24 protein-coding genes are annotated in these 18,353 nt (G+C 32.7%); 2 read left to right on the top strand and 22 right to left on the bottom strand.

The window, feature by feature from the left end; genetic code table 11:
• Positions 1–87 precede the first annotated feature (87 nt).
• The 15 genes from MKY37_RS21305 to MKY37_RS21235 all read right to left on the bottom strand — a co-directional run bounded on the left by MKY37_RS21305 (position 88) and on the right by MKY37_RS21235 (position 12,019).
• Entirely contained in the window at positions 88–747 is a 660-nt protein-coding gene (locus MKY37_RS21305; RefSeq protein WP_340780192.1) for a hypothetical protein, read from the bottom strand.
• 310 nt (positions 748–1,057) lie between these two features.
• Positions 1,058–1,984: a GNAT family N-acetyltransferase gene (locus MKY37_RS21300; RefSeq protein WP_340780191.1), complete on the bottom strand. Its 927-nt coding sequence runs from the start codon at positions 1,982–1,984 to the stop codon at positions 1,058–1,060.
• A gap of 384 nt (positions 1,985–2,368) precedes the next feature.
• Entirely contained in the window at positions 2,369–2,716 is a 348-nt protein-coding gene (locus tag MKY37_RS21295) for a VOC family protein (RefSeq protein ID WP_340780190.1), read from the bottom strand.
• 129 nt (positions 2,717–2,845) lie between these two features.
• On the bottom strand, positions 2,846–3,100 hold the full coding sequence (locus MKY37_RS21290) for a hypothetical protein (RefSeq protein WP_340780189.1): 255 nt from the start codon (positions 3,098–3,100) through the stop codon (positions 2,846–2,848).
• Positions 3,101–3,222: 122 nt separating this feature from the next.
• Positions 3,223–3,657: a hypothetical protein gene (locus MKY37_RS21285; protein ID WP_340780188.1), complete on the bottom strand. Its 435-nt coding sequence runs from the start codon at positions 3,655–3,657 to the stop codon at positions 3,223–3,225.
• Between the two features lie 140 nt (positions 3,658–3,797).
• Positions 3,798–4,115 carry an RNHCP domain-containing protein gene (locus MKY37_RS21280; RefSeq protein ID WP_340780187.1) on the bottom strand — a complete coding sequence of 106 codons (318 nt, stop codon included), beginning with the start codon at positions 4,113–4,115 and terminating at the stop codon, positions 3,798–3,800.
• 705 nt (positions 4,116–4,820) lie between these two features.
• Entirely contained in the window at positions 4,821–5,354 is a 534-nt protein-coding gene (locus MKY37_RS21275; RefSeq protein WP_340780186.1) for a hypothetical protein, read from the bottom strand.
• A 189-nt stretch (positions 5,355–5,543) separates the two neighbouring features.
• Positions 5,544–5,927, bottom strand: coding sequence for a hypothetical protein (locus MKY37_RS21270; protein WP_340780185.1), 384 nt, complete (start codon positions 5,925–5,927; stop codon positions 5,544–5,546).
• Positions 5,928–6,142: 215 nt separating this feature from the next.
• Positions 6,143–6,712, bottom strand: a complete 570-nt coding sequence (locus MKY37_RS21265; protein WP_340780184.1) for a DUF2812 domain-containing protein — start codon at positions 6,710–6,712, stop codon at positions 6,143–6,145.
• Positions 6,699–7,016 carry a PadR family transcriptional regulator gene (locus MKY37_RS21260; protein WP_340780183.1) on the bottom strand — a complete coding sequence of 106 codons (318 nt, stop codon included), beginning with the start codon at positions 7,014–7,016 and terminating at the stop codon, positions 6,699–6,701. The genes MKY37_RS21265 and MKY37_RS21260 overlap by 14 nt, the downstream gene beginning before the upstream one ends.
• An 812-nt stretch (positions 7,017–7,828) precedes the next feature.
• Positions 7,829–8,290 carry an ABC transporter permease gene (locus MKY37_RS21255; protein ID WP_340780182.1) on the bottom strand — a complete coding sequence of 154 codons (462 nt, stop codon included), beginning with the start codon at positions 8,288–8,290 and terminating at the stop codon, positions 7,829–7,831.
• A gap of 72 nt (positions 8,291–8,362) precedes the next feature.
• On the bottom strand, positions 8,363–9,370 hold the full coding sequence (locus tag MKY37_RS21250) for an SMI1/KNR4 family protein (protein WP_340780180.1): 1,008 nt from the start codon (positions 9,368–9,370) through the stop codon (positions 8,363–8,365).
• A gap of 190 nt (positions 9,371–9,560) precedes the next feature.
• Complete coding sequence (locus tag MKY37_RS21245) at positions 9,561–10,292, bottom strand: class I SAM-dependent methyltransferase (RefSeq protein ID WP_340780179.1); 732 nt, start codon at positions 10,290–10,292, stop codon at positions 9,561–9,563.
• A 464-nt stretch (positions 10,293–10,756) separates the two neighbouring features.
• A complete protein-coding gene (locus MKY37_RS21240; protein WP_340780178.1) occupies positions 10,757–11,233 on the bottom strand; it encodes a GyrI-like domain-containing protein in 477 nt (158 codons plus the stop codon).
• Positions 11,234–11,395: 162 nt separating this feature from the next.
• On the bottom strand, positions 11,396–12,019 hold the full coding sequence (locus MKY37_RS21235; protein WP_340780177.1) for an FMN-binding negative transcriptional regulator: 624 nt from the start codon (positions 12,017–12,019) through the stop codon (positions 11,396–11,398).
• A 347-nt stretch (positions 12,020–12,366) separates the two neighbouring features.
• On the opposite strand from MKY37_RS21235, the gene pdxR reads away from it, so the two are divergent.
• Positions 12,367–13,749, top strand: a complete 1,383-nt coding sequence (gene pdxR, locus MKY37_RS21230) for a MocR-like pyridoxine biosynthesis transcription factor PdxR (RefSeq protein ID WP_340780176.1) — start codon at positions 12,367–12,369, stop codon at positions 13,747–13,749.
• A 5-nt stretch (positions 13,750–13,754) separates the two neighbouring features.
• Positions 13,755–14,144: a hypothetical protein gene (locus MKY37_RS21225; protein WP_340780174.1), complete on the top strand. Its 390-nt coding sequence runs from the start codon at positions 13,755–13,757 to the stop codon at positions 14,142–14,144.
• 12 nt (positions 14,145–14,156) lie between these two features.
• On the opposite strand, the gene MKY37_RS21220 is transcribed toward MKY37_RS21225, so the two are convergent.
• The 7 genes from MKY37_RS21220 to MKY37_RS21190 all read right to left on the bottom strand — a co-directional run bounded on the left by MKY37_RS21220 (position 14,157) and on the right by MKY37_RS21190 (position 18,213).
• A complete protein-coding gene (locus MKY37_RS21220; RefSeq protein WP_340780172.1) occupies positions 14,157–14,393 on the bottom strand; it encodes a hypothetical protein in 237 nt (78 codons plus the stop codon).
• 170 nt (positions 14,394–14,563) lie between these two features.
• Complete coding sequence (locus MKY37_RS21215) at positions 14,564–15,013, bottom strand: hypothetical protein (protein WP_340780171.1); 450 nt, start codon at positions 15,011–15,013, stop codon at positions 14,564–14,566.
• A 112-nt stretch (positions 15,014–15,125) separates the two neighbouring features.
• Positions 15,126–15,434 (bottom strand): hypothetical protein, encoded by a 309-nt coding sequence (locus MKY37_RS21210; protein WP_340780170.1) that lies wholly within the window; start codon positions 15,432–15,434, stop codon positions 15,126–15,128.
• Between the two features lie 182 nt (positions 15,435–15,616).
• On the bottom strand, positions 15,617–16,171 hold the full coding sequence (locus tag MKY37_RS21205; protein WP_340780169.1) for a hypothetical protein: 555 nt from the start codon (positions 16,169–16,171) through the stop codon (positions 15,617–15,619).
• 55 nt (positions 16,172–16,226) lie between these two features.
• Positions 16,227–16,652 carry a hypothetical protein gene (locus MKY37_RS21200; RefSeq protein WP_340780168.1) on the bottom strand — a complete coding sequence of 142 codons (426 nt, stop codon included), beginning with the start codon at positions 16,650–16,652 and terminating at the stop codon, positions 16,227–16,229.
• A 118-nt stretch (positions 16,653–16,770) separates the two neighbouring features.
• Positions 16,771–17,259: a GNAT family N-acetyltransferase gene (locus MKY37_RS21195; RefSeq protein WP_340780167.1), complete on the bottom strand. Its 489-nt coding sequence runs from the start codon at positions 17,257–17,259 to the stop codon at positions 16,771–16,773.
• 87 nt (positions 17,260–17,346) lie between these two features.
• Positions 17,347–18,213 (bottom strand): serine hydrolase domain-containing protein, encoded by an 867-nt coding sequence (locus MKY37_RS21190; RefSeq protein ID WP_340780166.1) that lies wholly within the window; start codon positions 18,211–18,213, stop codon positions 17,347–17,349.
• Positions 18,214–18,353: the final 140 nt, after the last annotated feature.

Genomic DNA, 18,353 nt, shown 5'->3' with positions numbered 1-18,353 from the left:
AAAGTCAACTTAACTTATAGCCGTTTGGAAACTCCATTCACTATAGCAAGTAAAGACCCCGTTTGTTTGAATAATAATTCTAAACATTCATCGAAGGGTTCTTTGCCATATAATATATCCATTTTCATCAAGAGCTTGTGTTTTTATTGTATTTTCATCCATTGCCGATGTTTTCTTGAAAATACTGTACCATCCATACATATTGTCATCTACTTTAAAAATGTTTGCTTTATAAACCTCTCCATTAAATGATACATTCACATCTTTAATCTCATTATTTGTAATTACACCACCAAAGGAGTGATTCATTATTCCATTATTATCGAACGGATCCTCTCCTATTCCGTTATAATCAAAAGTAATTCCATCAACTGGATCTAAAGTAGGTACGCTTAAAAAGCTCTCATACCTTGGTTCTTTCGATGCTACATTAAGATGAATACCTTGCACATCCCTAAAAAGCATAACGTACTTTGTCTCTTCAATTTCCTTATAAAGTATTTCTGTCTCTGGGAAGTAATCCATCGCTACATTTGAATCAAAGATAAATTTCTTTGATTCGAACAGAGAATCTTCTAACCTATCAATATCTTGTTTCAATTGATCAATCTCTCTTTCTAAATCAGTTACAACATCAAGGTCAATTGAGCTGACTTTCCCGTTATCAACAGGATCTATAAAAGATAAAACTGTAATCACGAGTGCAATTATTGCAAATCCCCAAATTACCTCTTTGCTTTTTTTCACTACTTTTCCCCCAATTCAATTCCGCTTGTTTACCTCTTATACTAAATAATCATGACTTTTATGATTCTATAATCAAGTGGCAGATATGCAATGACGATAATGATTAACCATTTCATCAATAAATTCCTCTAAATAGAATTGTATTATTTTTCATTAATTGTAACATTATATCCATTAGGACACATCGTTTCTTTTGTTAAACTAACCTGTACTTTTAGTTCAATAAGAAAAAGCTACCCTAAAAGGCAGCCACTTGTTTTTAAAAGCATTCGTTAGTTTAAGTACAAATACTTCACATTATTTCAGAACTCTATTTCTTAATAGTCCTTTTTTGAAAAGTCAATAATGAAGATGCTGGAGAAAAGGGAAAGAATTTTAACATTTCAAGTGAAAAATAGTCAGTCGTATCTACTTCAGCTTCAATATATTTTACTCCGTTTTCATTGGCAAAGTTTATTTGGGAAGCTGTTAAAAATAACATAAGTCGAACGTCTGTATTCTCCTTAGTTCCTCTCCACCCAAATTCATATTGATTGGGGGTATTCGAATAATGTAACAAGGAATAAGCCAGTATCTCATTATCCTTTAATATGATAAAACTTCCACTTTGAATTGTATCCTCATTAAAAATCAGCTCTTCCCATTTCTGGAAGCTGTGAACTCCAACAGGATTTACCGTATGAGCTTTTTCATAGTTTTCTCTTACAAGATTTATCAATTTTAACTTAAGTTCTTTATGAATAGCTATACTATTTATGTCTTGTATGCAGATATCTTGTACAATAAAATTAGGGAAGACTTCATTAATATCAATCTTTAAGGTTCTTAATAAAGGCATATATGTCCTTCTAACTTCTATAAATCCCATTTTTTCATAGAATGTTTTTAGTCCATAAGATGATTCCCAAATGGAAGTTTGTAGTGGAAATTTAATTTCTTTAAAGTTGTATAAAGCTTCAATCAAAACAGATTCAATTTCAAAACCGATATGTGGTTTTGTAACCATTGCAAAATATGTACAATTCGGATGAAATTCAGATTTCCAAGAAGTTACTAAACCTACCAACATTTCATTCTCATAGGCTTCAAATGTACAGATATTATTCTTAATGTGTACACCTCGTAAAAAGTAGCGATAAGTGAAATCATCATCCCACACCCAATTTGATAATATCTCTTTGATAACCTTTATATTCGGAGATTTATTATATTTTATAACATAGTCACTTCTAAACATTTCCATCACTTCCAGTACAATAATTCTATATTAATCTTCCACGAACCTGCTGCTGTAATTCAATATAAAAAACCTTTACCGCTTCTCGAAGAAAGCACCCATTAGTTTGACTCAAACGACAGTGGTGCATCACAGACTGTAGCACTCCTTACAAGTACCACTAATGGGAGATTAATCCGTCTCTTATTACTCCATCAGCCTTGCCTTTATTCTAACAAGCAGAAGTTGATTTCCTGCTTTACCTATCAACTAAATTTATTAAATCAGAAGGTACAGCTCTTTTTTAAAGTTTTTTCTATTCATCTTTTGTTAGGCCACTTTTTAGATTTTGAGTGTTTTAATTTTCATGGGAGTTTAAAACAAATGATTATAGCCTATAGACCATTATTTCTCCCAAAGCTCGATCAGTCGACCTTCAGGATCTTTAATCCAAATAAACTTTCCAAATTCACTAATCTCTTTTTTCTTTTCAAGATGTACACCAATTTGTTCTAGATGCTTAATAGTCTCGTTTAGATTATGTACTTGGAAATTTAACATCACTTGTTGTTCTGTTGGAAAATAACTGTCATTCTCGGTAAAGAAAGAAAAGACGGTCTCATTTCCTAATTGGGGCTTAATCACTGTTCCATTCCAATTTTCTATTTCAATCTTTAGCACTTCACTATACCATCTTTTTATAACATCCAGATTCTTAGTTCTCCAAAATATTCCACCAAACCCTTTTATCATCGTATCTAACTCCTGTCTGTAAGCTATCGAACACTTTATCTAATATTGCTGAAACTTCTTCATACATATTCGGTATAAGGTATTGATCTCTCCTAACATCAATATCAAAAGATTGATTATTCCTTAGTTCTATGGTTTATAGTATCTTTGAACAGAGACGGATTCGTCAACGTAATATATCTTAGCGAATAACTCCTTTATATCTTTTTTAACAACAAAATTCCATATTTCCATTTCTTTTAAGGATTGCTTATAACCAAGAGGATGTATATGCAATTTTATAACATAATCTTTGATACGATATACCTTTCTCGTAGAACCAATTCCTATAAAGTTTTCTTCTTTACAATACTTAACCCAATTCTCTATTAAGTCTTTAAGCATCTTCTTTTACTCCTTTATCGTTCAATAAGAAAAAGGCTTTACCCCTTCTTGAAGCAAAGCACCCGTTACAGAAATGCTGACTATTATTTTAATAATTTTATTTTTCAACTATCGTGTATTTTTTAGTCCCAACAGTTGAAAATCACTTCCCCGATTGAACGGGGTTGCCAATAGGCTGCCTGCCTCAATTCAACTTCTTCTAAATCATGTTCCTTTTTGGAGAATGGTAAATTTAATTCCTTTTTTGTGAGGACAGTATAATATTCTCCGAAGCCTTTCATTAATGTTGGCAAATCCGTAAATTCAATCACAATATCTTCCCATTTATTGGCGAAGGCAAGATAGGGGTAGTATTCATTTAACAGGATATAAAATAACTCTCCTTTTAATCGAATATTAACTTTAAAGTAATTATGTGGATAGAGAGGACCCTCGAATTTCAGAACTTCTCCTTTAGCTTCTCTCAATACTTCATAACAAATTTTTTTAAATTGTTGTCCGTCTATGACTTCCTCCATATTATCAATAAATCCTGTAATGCCTTTGGGGAGAATCAATAATATCACCTCATTAGCTATTTTTTCTTCCTCTATTATTACCTACGCTTATTCTACTAAACTGCTGCGGTAAATAGGGTCGCAAATCCCTGTAATTAAAAGCCTCCTGAGTCATTAAAACTGAGGAGGGAGAGAATAATCTAGTTGTAAGAATATGCAGTCATTATACCTAAAATATTATCTTCTTGAATCGTATCACTAGCAACCTTATTTCGTTGTAATTTACGACATTTAATGCATTCATGAACAATTTGAAAACCTTTTTTTCCAGAATAGTCCAAACTAATCGGACGCATTAAGCCTTTACAATTGCTTAAACGGTCACCGGGATGATTATCTAAGTGCTTTGAAAATAGACAAAATGGACAATGATTTCGAAAACTTCCATTTGTCAAAGGAGCTACATTTGCTCCACAATTACCACATTGAAAAGCAGTATTTTCTGTTAATCTACTCAACGTTATCTTCCTCCAAGACGAATTTTTCATCTTTGGAGAAAGGGTTCCGTTTGTTTTCCTACTCTAAGTAGTTTCAGGCTTTTAAGGTGAATGTACATGTTCACCGCTTCGTTCTACAAAGCGATTACTTCTAGTTCCTACTTCACAAGAGCTTATTGCATCTCTTGTTCCGGACCTCGATTGACTTTATGAATTTGTATCAACCACTGTAAGACAGATTTCTCCACCTTCCACTAGTAAGTGTTCATCCTTAATCACTGACATTGGCAATCGTCCCCTAAAAGATACGTTTGAGTGTATATAATTGACTCAAGAAACCACTCCGATTTTTCTGTTATTTTAGATTATTCTCTTTACTTATTATATATTAAAATACTATATGCAACAAACAAATTCATAAATTCTATTATTCGTCTTCTTAAATTGCTCAATATCATCCCCAAGGTAATGGGCAAAGCTATTCACTAAATATAACTCTGGAATTGTACTGTAAATTTTTTCATCAAGTTGATTTCCTTCATAATAGACATGATATTTTGATGATTTAAGTTATTTCATGAACATATTCAACATATTCCATTGAAATACCTTCCACATGAAAAAGGTATGCATTCACATACCTTTTCTCTCCAAACGAAAAAAAGCTTTACTCCTTCTCGAAGTAAAGCACGATTTAGTTGAATAAGAATTTTTTTTAGATTCGATTTAATAATCAATAGAATTAGCTATTTCAACTAAGATTTCGGGAGTAACTTTATCTAAAACTCGCTTATCAATATTTAGCATATACTGCCAATTCCCACTTTCGAAGACAAGCACGTTAAAACCCGAAATAGTCATGTAAGTGGCTACATTCCCATTATTTAATTCAAAGGTTTTTAAGACATATTTCTCTCGAAGAGGAATTCCATACTTGATAGGTCGAACATCAATTTTATAATGATTTTCAGATGATAGATCACTGATAAACTTTACTTCAAATGAGTCATTGGTGTCGCCCTCTAAATCATTAAATCTTCCGAAATGATGTGTGAATTTTATCGGGGGAACTCTAAGTGGCAGCTTTAGTCTTTGTTTAAAATGTTGTTCAAAATCTTTCGATGCTTCTTCTACAGTCTTATATCCGATTTCAGGATATATTTCTTCATAAGGACTGGGTTTATTGTTTGCAGTTGCAATTATGACCAATAAAAATAACAAACAAAATGAAAGTAGGAATAGGGAAATAGTTCTGTGCATTTTCATCACCTCAAAGTATCTTTAGGTGTATTATCCCCAGTGTAATAAAAATTATTAAATGGACATTCTAATCGAACGGCTTTAGTTCAATAAGAAAAAGAACTTTTTAAGCAATGCATGTTCCGCTAAATTAACCACTAGTTAATTGAAAAAGTGAGTACTTTGTTTACGTATTGTTGTGGGTAATGCTTAATCTTTTTTAATAACAATTTCTTCACTATTTCCATTCCAATCTACAGTAATAATATAGGTATCTTCCGAAGTGGTTGTGGGGCTATTTGAACTCATGTCATCATTTGTATAAATACCGTTTTTATTTAAACTAACGTTATTTCTCCTAAAATTAGTTCCTCGATCAGTATTTTCCACATAATAATTAAATGCTCCAATTGAACCTAAATCATTCCCCTTGTATGTAAGCTCTAAATCGTTATTTTCAGACCCATTAATAACACTAATAGTTAGTTGAGCTGACCAGTTTTCACTTGTACCATTAAAAACTAAATCATTTCCACCGGGTTGACATGCAGCTAGAAACAATAGCAATAAAGGTAAGACATGTAACTTTTTCATAATTTCCACCCTCTATTCAAAAAAAATCTATAAAAACAATATCTTTTTAGTTAGACGTTGACCATCGACATGATGTTCTTGTTTAACTAAAGCACGAGTTAGTTGAATAAGAAAAGAGGCGCTTCTTTTTTCTGTTAAAGCGCCCGATTGTGGTAGATATATAATCCTCGATTACTTCTTCGAATTAAATAAAGTTTATAATTAACATCCTCGCATTATGTTTCTTTTAACATTGAATACTTTCGATAAGCTTTATAGAAACTGCTACCAAAGAAAACAACCATAAGGGCGGGTAGCAACCTCAAAAGGGCAAATGGAGTTTCAAATAAAAATGCTTTCCAAAATAATGCACCTTTCATACTCCATAGACCTTCAGCTAAATATAAACCTGAATCCTTGTAAAGCATATAAGAAAAAAACAATAACACTATACATAAACCAGATGAATAACCCATCAATCTTTTATAATAATTATTCTTTGATTGGCGATCCGAGAAGATTTCATTTTGATTATCATCTTCTTTTTGCCAATATCGAATTCCACCAAGCCAGGGGCCAGTTATATAAATCCAACCGAAGTCTTCATATATCCCTTTATAATCTTTGAACTTTTTCTTTGATAAATAATCCTGATAATCCAGTCGTATCACATATCTCTTGTCGGTTTTTTTGAAAGTGTATATTCCTAATCCACTAATATTTGTACAACGATAGCCCTTTTGTAATTGCTCGTTCAACCATTGCTCTTCTTTTTCAATATCAAAAAACATTTTAAGTTTCTTCATTCGATTCACTTCCTTCGTACAGGGATAAAATATGCAATAACCTTTTTTGTTCCATTTTCAAAATGGCACTTCCCTCCGCAGTTATCATATAAACTTTTCTCCGACCTGACTCTCCAACAGGTTCAATCCAACCATGCTTATTCAAGTTTTCAATCGCACCGTATAATGTACCAGCTGCTAAAATAACAGTACTGTTACTTATCTTTTCTATCTTCTGCATTACGGCATAGCCATGGAGTGGTTCACGTAGGGCTAATAAAATGTAATGCATGGTTTCAGACAACGGTAATAATTTATGTTTCATATCATCCTCACCCTCTATTCAGTTTGACTATATAGTTCAACTTAATAATAGCGTAATACAGTTCAACTGAATAGTCAACAACATTTTAAGAATTAATCAAAGGAACTTAAAGTAAAAAACTTGATAACGAGGCAAAAATCAATTTAAAAAGTCGATTTCCTTACGAAAGGAAATCGACTTTTTGTGCTTATTCAATTAAATGTCCCGATTGTTGAACGAAACTGCTGATTTAGTTTTATAGGAAAAAAGGAGGCTGGGACAGAAACCCAAAACAGCATTTTTCTCTGTGAGAAAAATGCTGTTTTTTTACTGTGTATAAAATTGATTTCCATTCCAGGGACGCTTTCCACGGGCGTGGCCTGAGCCTGTAGTCTCAGGCGTCACGCTATTCCCGTAGGCGTCGCCCCTCCATTCCAATCAATTTTATTAAATATCCATTATTTAGTATAGGTTTCTCAATATCCAATAAAATTTCTACTTCTGTCCGAGCCTCACCGGTTAGTTGAAAACAAAAATTTTTTAGTTACGAAAAAAGGCTAGCCACCTGATACCAGCGTTACGTATCCAAATTTATATTAGTGGATCTATTGAAAAGGTGAATTTTGCACCAAAAACAGCTAAAACATTAACGAAACAGAAATAACGCAAACATATTTAAGGTGTAGAGGTTAGGTTACGGTGAGGAAAAATGAAAGAAATACCTTCATAACTTAATAAGAAAAGTCTGTTTCTCTTACAAGAAATAGACCATTCTTGATTAATGTTATTCATCTAAAGCAGCCATTAGTTGAATAAGAAAAAATAACTTTTATTCACCGATAATTACCATTTTTTATCTTGAATTTAGAAGAGAAATAAAACATTAATAATATTACAAATGCAATAATACAAGGATAGCCAATTAGTACAACTGGATTCATATGTTCGACTAAACTAAACTCCCCCCATTCAAGCCATAAACGCCATCCCATTCCTAAAGAACTAAATATAAAGGAGATTATAAAAACCAATGATAGTCGTTCTTTAAATAACCCTGCAAATATATTTGCAACTAAAAAATAGATCAAAAGTGCAACAAATAAGAAGTACCATTTGAAGCCTTGTAACCCAGGGATTACAAAAGTAAATGTGATACCAGTAAAAAATAAAATTGCTATAATACTATAAATCATAAAGAATAATGGTTTCTTTTGTACCTGTTCATAAAAGTTTTCACCTGACATTAATTTAAGCCTCCCTTTGACTTCAATACTCATAATTTTCCCATTAATCATAGTCAACTATCCTACATCGTTAGTTGAAAAAGAATAATGTTCCTCTTTAGCCATTGCCATTGGTATCTCCTCCTAACCAATTTCTAGCCATTTCTTTATTTTAAAAGAATTTGTTGTCTTATTGTTAATATAAGGGATGTGTCGTGATGATAGTGCAATATAATCGTTGATAAAACTGCCAGCACAACCTATTTGAATCCAGTTGTTCATAAAGGATTCAAATGATTTTCCCAGCCTCCAACCGTGAAAATCTTTATCATTTGTTAAATAAATAACTTCCCCTATATTGTATTTTCGGTCTATTCCAAAGTAATTCCCCATCCCATCTCCGGAAAAAATAAATGAATTTGACCAGAAGTGAAATTCATTATTCTTTTCATCAAGGTAATCATGGTCTATCCTTATGGCGTTTAAAGTTATTAGCTTATCGAGATTCCATAGCCCAAAATCAAATAGACCCCCATTCAATATATTCCTGTTCGTATATGGTTCGCCTTGTGATAAAAATATGTTAGGATCATCCAATTCACATGTTGAATTTTCTTGTGTATTCCAATAAAAATCACATTGACGCGAATAATCTAACACTACCTTTTTAAATGATTCTGGAAGTTCAAACCCAATAATGCTTTCAATCTGCAGTACGTCACTTTCTGATGCAGGTTGTTCAATAAATAGATCCCCTATGCCGCCCTTGTTTTTAATGGAGTTAAGTGTTGAATATAGAATTTCACTCCAATGAAAATATTCTATAGTTTCTGGTTCGTACCTATTCTGTTCCGGCTTTGTTTTTTTGTTTTTTGGTGTATAAACTCCCCCTTCGAACCGGACCCATTGAGGTAACTCTTTAGAATCATTTGGAATCTCCCTATAAAATCGCAGATTAGACTTCAGGAATTCTAATCCTTTTTCAGTAAGAACGTATGTATCTTCAATACGACCCTTTAAAACAGAAATATACTCTTTCTTTATAGCCATATTCAAAAAATCCCAAAACTCAGATTCATCAATATTGTATGTTTTGTGTGAAAAAGACTCTTTCTCCAGTATTTTTCTTAATACACTAAATAGTAACCTCACTCTAAACACCTCTACTTTTTACTTCGATACATCATATTCACAAGATTCCGTACGATCAATTATTAAATATAATAGAAAGGAGGGAAGTGAAGATAAAAGAGTACTTAGGGCACCCCCGATATTTTACTAAAGCACTCGTTAGTTTGATAATAAAAACGTCCCTACTTTTGTAGGAACGTACAATCACCATTTACTTTTCTGCTGAGATTATTAAGAACATAGGTCTTCGAAGTTCATCTTTCATTTCAGGAATACTATTTAACATTTTTTCAGAAGGAGTAGGTTCCTTGATAACCTTTATAATAAAACCAGCATCAATTAAGTCATTTATATAGGTTGAAAATGTACGATGATATTTAATAACATTTTCAGTTAGGAATGTTGTTTCACGCAATCCTTCTGATTGGTAATTGTCAACTGCCCAATGCAGACGACTACCTTTATCATCATAATACCAATCTTGTTCGTTTCGAGATGTGAAAATCGGATGTTCAACTGAAAAAACAAATGAACCTCCAGGCTTCAGACAATCATAGACCTTTTTACCGATTGTTTCAAACGACTTAATATAGTGAAAAGCCAATGAACTGAGGACAAAATCAAATTGAGAGTCTGAAAAATTGATGTCTTCAATTGGCATTTTAATGTATGAAATCGAAGAATCATCCGTCATTTCACGAGCTTTGTGAATCATATTTTCCGATATATCTACCCCAATGACTGAACTTGCTTGTTGCTCACGAGCGTACCTGCAATGCCAACCGAATCCACATCCCAAATCAAGTACACTCTTATTTCGCAAATCTGGTATTAATTTTTTTAATTCGTGCCATTCTCCTGCACTTTCAAGTCCTATTATTGAACGTGGCATTTTTTTATACGCAGAGAAAAATTTCTCATCATCATACTTGTTTTGTTTCATAATTAATTCATCTCCTCAATTACGAAAGCCTCCTAAAAAATTTAATACAACATCATTGTTAGTAGGCAATCTCTCTCCTTCTAACCATTTCTTTTTCCTCATAAAAAATAACATTTAATATTATTACTCACCACTATTTCAACTGATTTGCTTCTTAAGTTTAATAAAAAATACTATAATCCTTAATGAAGTAAAGCACCCGTAGTTGCAAGACCTGCTAGAAAGTACGGAAAAAATAGACTCAAAAAAACACTTTTTTCAAACTTGATACTTTCATACGTCCGTTTATATAAATATATTAGCATAAAAATACATAGAATTAATAAAATGATAGATAAGTAAGGCAGCTCATATTTAATTTCAAGTCTTCCTTGTACCATTACAATTCATCGTCAAAAAACCTAATTTAGTATCTGCAGACATCTTACCCAATTTGGGTCAACACCTCTGACGTTTAACATACTTTACATAATTGTATCAAATAGCTCTACATCCACATTTTCAGTATCATTCCAGGTGTTAAACTTTTCTAAATGCCATGTATTGGTTATTCGTTGGTAATTGCTTTTCTCAATCCACTTATGTAACTCCTCATAAGCATCCTTGATTTCATTATTTGATCCTTTATGTCTCACAACAGCATACCTTTGTGAAGGCACGGATAAGGCGACCATACCATTAGGAATATTTTCATATTTTGTCACTTCTACACTGATCCAATAACCATCTTCATTTTCCGTTTCATTTTCTACAACAAATGCTCCAATTTGTTGTGATGGATTAACAACATTTCTAATTTCATTTATCCGCTCACTTAACTTTAAAGAAGCTTTGGGTATTTCAACTGCATACTGATTACCTGGACATAATACTCGAAAACCGACTAACTTTAATTCGGGAAGCTCTGTTACAGACCTATTCTCTTGAGATACTTCAGACATATACTCACTCCTCGGATTTATGATACATACATATTTCTCTAAATATTTTTATATACCTGCTTCTTCAATTACCTTATCGTAAGTTTAAGAAGAAAAAGGCTTTACTTCTCATCGAAGTAAAGCGGTCTCTAGTTTAAGTGAAACTATTCACAAAATAACCTCTCAACCCTCTTTATTTTTTATCTTTTTCATCGATTCTGACAATTGATGGGAATTTAGATTTTCTTCTTCTTGTAATTTTTCAACAATGTTATGATAATCCTTTTCATTTCGATTCTGGCTTAATTTATAAGCCGCTTGTACTTCTTGCACTGTTATTTTAAAGCCAGCAATCCCTTTCAGTTCACTTTCTAATAGCTGAGGGGATAACTTATCCCATAATACTGCGTTTTCACGTTGCTTTTCATACTTCTCAAGTAGCTCTGAAAGATCTTGTTTCAACTCTACTTCACCTAATATACTTGCTTGGCCATATACATGTACTGCTTGGTAATTCCATGTGGGTACATTTTCATGCTCGTACCAAGAAGAAGAAATATAACCATGTGGTCCCTGAAATATGATTAGTACATCGTCACATGTTTCAAATGTTCTCCATTGAGGATTCCCATATGCCATATGTCCAGTTATATAATAATCCTCTCCATGTTTATGAAGCCTTAATGGAAGGTGAGAAGCAATGGGTTTCCCTTTTTTAGTTGTAACTATTGTAGCAAATGAGTTCTCCTCAATAAATTCTGTAATTTCATAGATATTTGTGACTTTAAAATATTTTGGAATATACATAATGGCGTGCTCCTTTTGTATTAAAATAATTTACTGAATCCTTTAGGAAGAGTTCTTATAATCTTCTGAAAAATTATATTAGACCTAGGAGTAGTACTTGCAAGCCTAGACTGATATAGATCAGAACTTAAACTTTTTGCCCCAACAACAGGACCTGGTATCAAAAACAAGCCGAAGACAACCAGAATAAATGTACTCAACTCAGCAATATTAAGCTCCGGATCCTCCTTATACTTTTCTGATTATTTTTAAAGCTTATGGATATCGCTTATTCAACATAGTAATATAATAGTTGACATATAAAAAGGTACAATTTAAATAAAGTAGACATGTCAGAGGTGATTATAATGAAAAATATCATTTTTGCTTTAGACGATCACTCTTCTAAATACAAACAAATATATGAGCGATTTAAATTATTAATTGAGCATAGGGACCTACCGGAAAACGAACAATTACCTTCCATACGTCAACTCGCTGATTCCCTGCATGTCAGTCGCAATACGACATTAATGGCTTATGATCAGCTTGTGGCAGAAGGCTATATTAGGGGGGAAGGAAGAAAAGGATACTTTGTTAATGAACTAGAGCCTCATTTATTTCAAGAGGAAGTTATTACTATTCCTAGTAAGCAAACTGAGACTGTGACAACATTTTTCGTTGATTTTAAAGCTGGGGCTGTAGATCAAACAAACTTCCCTCTAAAAGCTTGGAGAAGATTTACTAATTCAGTACTAACCTTACAGGAGAGTTTTCTATACGGTGATCCTTTTGGAGAAATGTGTTTGCGTAAACAAATTGCTCTCTATTTACTCCAATCTCGCGGGGTAAAGACAGATCCAAATGCAATTATCATTGGGAGCAGTACACAGCAAATGTTAGTTAATCTTGGACAAATCCTAAAGGAAGATTTCCCAAGCGTAATCTTGGAGGACCCAGGGTATGATGGAGCAAAAGAGGCGTTTCTATTCCAACGTTTTACACTTGAAACTTTACCAGTTGATGAAACAGGTGCTAATTTTTCACAATTAGAAAATATGATGTCACGCTTAATTTATGTGACACCTTCCCATCAAAGCCCAATAGGTATAAGCATGTCCATTCAACAAAGGCAAAAGCTCATTCAATGGGCTACCAAGAGAAAAGGATATATTATTGAAGACGATTATGATAGTGAATTTCGCTATACACAACAACCATTTCCGGCACTTGCTTCTATCGATTTAAATAGAGTGATTTACCTAGGCAATTTCTCAAAGTCCTTTCTTCCAGGAATCCGACTAAGTTATATGGTGCTGCCACAATTTCTTTTAGACGTTTATATAAAGCATTTCCAGAATTTTGAGAGTACTACTTCCCTTCTTAGCCAGCTTACAATGGCTAAATTTATGGAAGAGGGAGAATGGAACCGTCATATTAAACGGATGCGTCTCGTTTATAAGCGAAAAATGCACTGTATAGTTTCAGAATTAAAGAAACAATTCAAACAACATATTTCCATTATTGGGGAGCAGTCAGGTTTGTACGTTTTAGTTAAAGTACATCTAAATCGTTCAGAAGAATGGTTAATCGAGCGTGCTTCCATTTATGGAGTTAAAGTGTATCCTACCTCCATCTATTTCATAGAAAATCATTCTGCGGAAGCAATTATTAAACTTGGATTCAGTAATCTTACCTTTGATGAAATTCAAGAAGGAGTGGAGCTTTTAAAAGAGGCTTGGGGAGGCTAATATTATTGCTTTATGCCTTTTACGAAAATATATTGGACACCGTACATCATCTAATTACCATAAAAAATAAGGCTGGGTCAGAAGTAGAAATTTTATTGGATAAGGAGAAACCTTTACTAAATAATGGATATTTAATAAAATTGATGATATGGAGGGGCGACTCCTACGGGAATAGCGTGACGCCTGAGACTACAGGCTCAGGCCACGCCCGTGGAAAGCGTCCCTGGAATGAAAATCAATTTTGTGCACAGCAAAAAAAACAGCATTTTTCTCACAGAGAAAAATGCTGTTTTTGGGTTCTGTCCCAGCCTCATTTCTTTTTCAACAAACCCACTGCTGTAGATCAATCAGAAAAAGAAGATTTACCCGTACTTGAAGTAAAGCACCGTCAGTGAAATAAGTAGAGATTAATTAGATATATTCATACTTCTATTTCTTATAAATTCGAGTGTATAGAAATTAATGAGTGTAAGTATTGGAATGAAAAACATCAATACTCCTATACCTAAACTACCAAATAATCCTTCTGTCTGTTTATGAAATGTTTGAACGTTTAACTTATAAAGTAGCATTGTTGCCATTGACATAATAAGTGTATTTACACCCAATGCAACTAACCTTGCATGCCATTTCTTGTTCTTCATTTTCAAAAAACAAGTAGAAGTTATCGTAGAAACCAGTATAGAAAACATCAACATAATGATAAACACTATATTCAAAACCATCCCACTTTATTTAAGTACCCTCCTTCTTTAGTTCAATAAGAAAAAGTATTTACTATTTCATGAAGTAAAGCATCTATTAGTTGAAAAGCTTATCGAACTTCGATCACAAAAGCGTAACTTGAATCTCCCTTTTCCCACCGTGCATGGACATCGTACACATATACACCTTTTTCTTTTGGCGCTATCAATACATTATTACTTAGTGAAATATTTTTTACTTCGTTATCATTAAGCCATCTATTTACTCCTAATGTATTTTTGTTAGGTTCTTTATTAAATTCTATTTTTAATTCAGATTCAGGCGATATAATTACAGGTTTAATTTCATGATGGTCAATTAGCATTGGAGGAGAAAGCGTATCAACACAAATAGAATTATATAAACCATCCCAACAATATGAACCTTGTGCAACTTCTATCTTTTTTTCTTCGACAGTTATAATTGGAGAAGGCGGTTTAGCATTAAATAGACCGATAACAAAGTATATCCCAAAAGCTAACACAATTAGTACTAATAAAGTAATTGAAAACTTTTTCATACACCTATCCCTCATTCCTTTAATACAGTCTTCTAGCATGCTTAAGATTCATGTTTTCTTTTTTCAGAAATTTGAGAGTGTATTTTTATGATAGTTTAATATTCTTATAACTCTATTCTTCCTCTGCACCATTTGAATATAGTTCTTTCTCTATTTGAACCCATGCTTTCAAACCAGTTCTTTCTGGGTAAGTATCGATGTATTGTTTGTTATCTTCTAACAACTTAATAGCCTTTTCAGTTAAACGAGTAGGGTGTAAAGAAAACCTATCACTCACTCTCAGCACTCTTTCCACATAGCCTTTGTTTTCTAAGAAAAGGATAAAATTCTCGAACTCTATTTGAGTTAATCCATAATCTGACGCACATGGTGTGAAATCCTTCTCCTTAATCTCTTTTAAAATACTATAACCCACTCTCAATTATTTAATCCCCTTTATTATTTGATTCAACTGACCGTTTCTTTAGCTCGATGAGTTCATGAAAGAGGCGTTAATCCTTCTTGGTTCAACGCCATAACTCCCCCTATTCCATTAAGCAGCTGCTTTTGTTGAATAAGTTCGTTGCACTACTTAACTAAAGCACTTCACATAAACAAAGAAAATCAATCTTTAATTTCAAAGTCCATCTTCCCATCTCTATACTTCACATTCGGGTCATCTTTTTCACCGATTAATAATTTCCCTGCATAAATATCGGCAACTTCATTCCATTCATAATTCTGTCCATTCTGTTCTACTTCAAGCTTTATATGATGCCAAAATGAGTGACCGTCCTCATACTCAACATCTACAATTTCAAAGTCTTTTAATTTATAATTTTCTTCTTCTAATCCATCTATTTTCTTTAAAAAAAATGCTTTTGCTTCTTCATCGGATAATGTAGTCCCTTCGACTAATTTACTATCTTCAGTTTTGCTATCATAATCATATAGATGTAATTGTTCAAATGCTACTTCATAATCTGCATCTATTATGGCTTGATAATAATTTTTAATAATTCTTTCAGCTTTCTTTTCTTCAATGAAATTACAACCTGTCAACATTAAACTGAATGTAAAAATAAACAAAATTAGAATTGGTTTCTTCATGCCAATCTCCTCACCTATAAATAATGTATGTCTCACTTTATCAAAATGGACATCTATTATTTTAGCCAAATTAACAGACTACTTCTTCCACTAACCTGCCGCGTTAGTTCATAAAGAAATGTCTTTATATTTGTTTGGATCGAAAACGTCTTAGAACCTCATCCACCGCCCAAAAGAAGAATGAAGTCATTATACCAGCGATAAAATATAGTTCCCCTTCTCCTACCCAATAGTCATTAAAGTTTGAAAAGAAATTACTTGATTGAAAGATAATGCCATAGACAAATGTATAAAACATACCAAAAAACAAATGAATTAACAGCTCTAAAATTATCCTATTGAATCCTTTGAATCTTTTGGTTAAATAATCCGATAAAAAAGTTACAGGAACACCATAAATTAATATAATCGGTGCAAATAGTAAACTATAAATCCCAATCATAGGTACTAATTCAAATGGTCTTTCCCATTCGCCAAAAATAAAAATTAAGATGAAAGTAATCGACAGGATTGTTGCAAAGAAAAAAGTTATAGCCTTTCTTTTAATCAACTGCTCTCCCCCTTTTAGTACATTAACTTTGTTCAACTAACCTGTTGAGTAAGTTCTATGAGAAAAAAATGCTTTACTCCTTCTTGATGAAGTAAAGCATCAGTTAACTGAAAAATCCTTAACAACTTGAAGCAGCTGTTTGCTCTGCACATTCATATTTCATTTTCAAAAACTCAAAACGACTTCCATTTGTATCTTGCATGTAAGTCCCATTGGATTCAAAGCCTGCTTTTTGATAGACTTTTATGGCTCTCTCGTTAAAAGTAGCAACCGCAAGTTTTATTTCTTTGGGTTTATATTTTGATATCGCATAACTCATTCCAGCCCTTAAAAATTCCGATCCCATTCCCATTCCAGTTAATTCAGGTTTCATTCCTAACCCAATAACAACTGAATCGCCTTCATTTTCAAAATAAAAGAAACCAACTTCCTCAGTGCCTTTTTTGCCTATGTAATATTTATCACCACGTTTTTGAGGACTTAAAAGTTCTGCCAGATCCTCCTCATCAGCTTCAAAATCATAAAAAGAATATTCCTCTTCATAGTGCCAGTTTGAAGCAATATTTTCAGCTTGCTGTTGTGACATTTTTTTAAAATTATACTCCATGATAATTCCTCCAATTATATCTCTTGATATTTTCGACTTAAAAATAGACCATCAATATTATGGTCATATAACTAAAGCAATGATTTCTTAAGTAATTATGTCGAGAATCTTATTTGATAAATTTTCACTTTTTAAGTGATTAAATGTTTTTGGATCAGCAGTTACAATAATTGAAATCCTTTTCTTAGGATATATAAGAATTTGTTGACCGCCTGAACCTAATGCACGATAAACTTCATAATCTTTATATGTTTTTATCCACCATCCAAACCCATAATTACCGTAACTTAAATTTGTTGGGATGCTATTTGTAGTAGACGTATTTATCCAATCATTAGGGATGATTTCATTAGTATCTTCCAAAACATTATTAACAAGTATTTGAGTTATTTTTATTAAACTTTCAAACGAGAGCTTTAAGCCTGTGCTCCCGATGGTTATACCTTGAGGGTCACTTTCCCATTCAACATCTGTTATTTCAAGTGGAGAAAAGAGGTTTGTGTTAGCAAAATTGGACAAAGTTGAGCCTGTTGACTTACTAATAATTGCAGATAGAAGATGATAATCAACCCCTTTATATCTAAATGTACCTCTTTCTTCTAATGGAAGGTTTAAGATATCTCTTACCCAGTCATTACTTTTTACAATCAGTCCATACAAATCTTTGTCATCAATATCGAAACCTGAACTCATCGAAAGTAAATCTCTTATAGATATATGACTAGGAGCATTAGGTAAGTAGTAACTAATCGGAGTTTCAAGAGACTTTATAAAGTGCTTTTTTAATGCAATCCCAATTAAAAGAGAAACAATACTTTTTGTCATTGAACGAATGTTTATTAAATGAGTACTTTTCTTATCCCAGGAACTAAATATTTCTCTATTAGATATTGACACAAATAAATTATGAATGGATTCATCCCGTTCATATAATCTAAGAATTTCTTTAGTCATAAAAACTCATTCCCCCTATAATCATTTACCTTCCTAGTAATGAACAACAATGCATTCAAATATTGGAGATCAGCCTTTTTATTGCACTTACTACTACTTCTGGTTCGTCATTCTGTATATAATGGGTACTAGTACTATCC

Origin of the sequence: Psychrobacillus sp. FSL K6-2836 (assembly GCF_038003085.1) — a bacterium.
Taxonomy (GTDB): domain Bacteria; phylum Bacillota; class Bacilli; order Bacillales_A; family Planococcaceae; genus Psychrobacillus.
The sequence above is the reverse complement of the archived record's forward strand: the minus strand, read 5'-3'. Positions and strand labels throughout refer to the sequence as shown.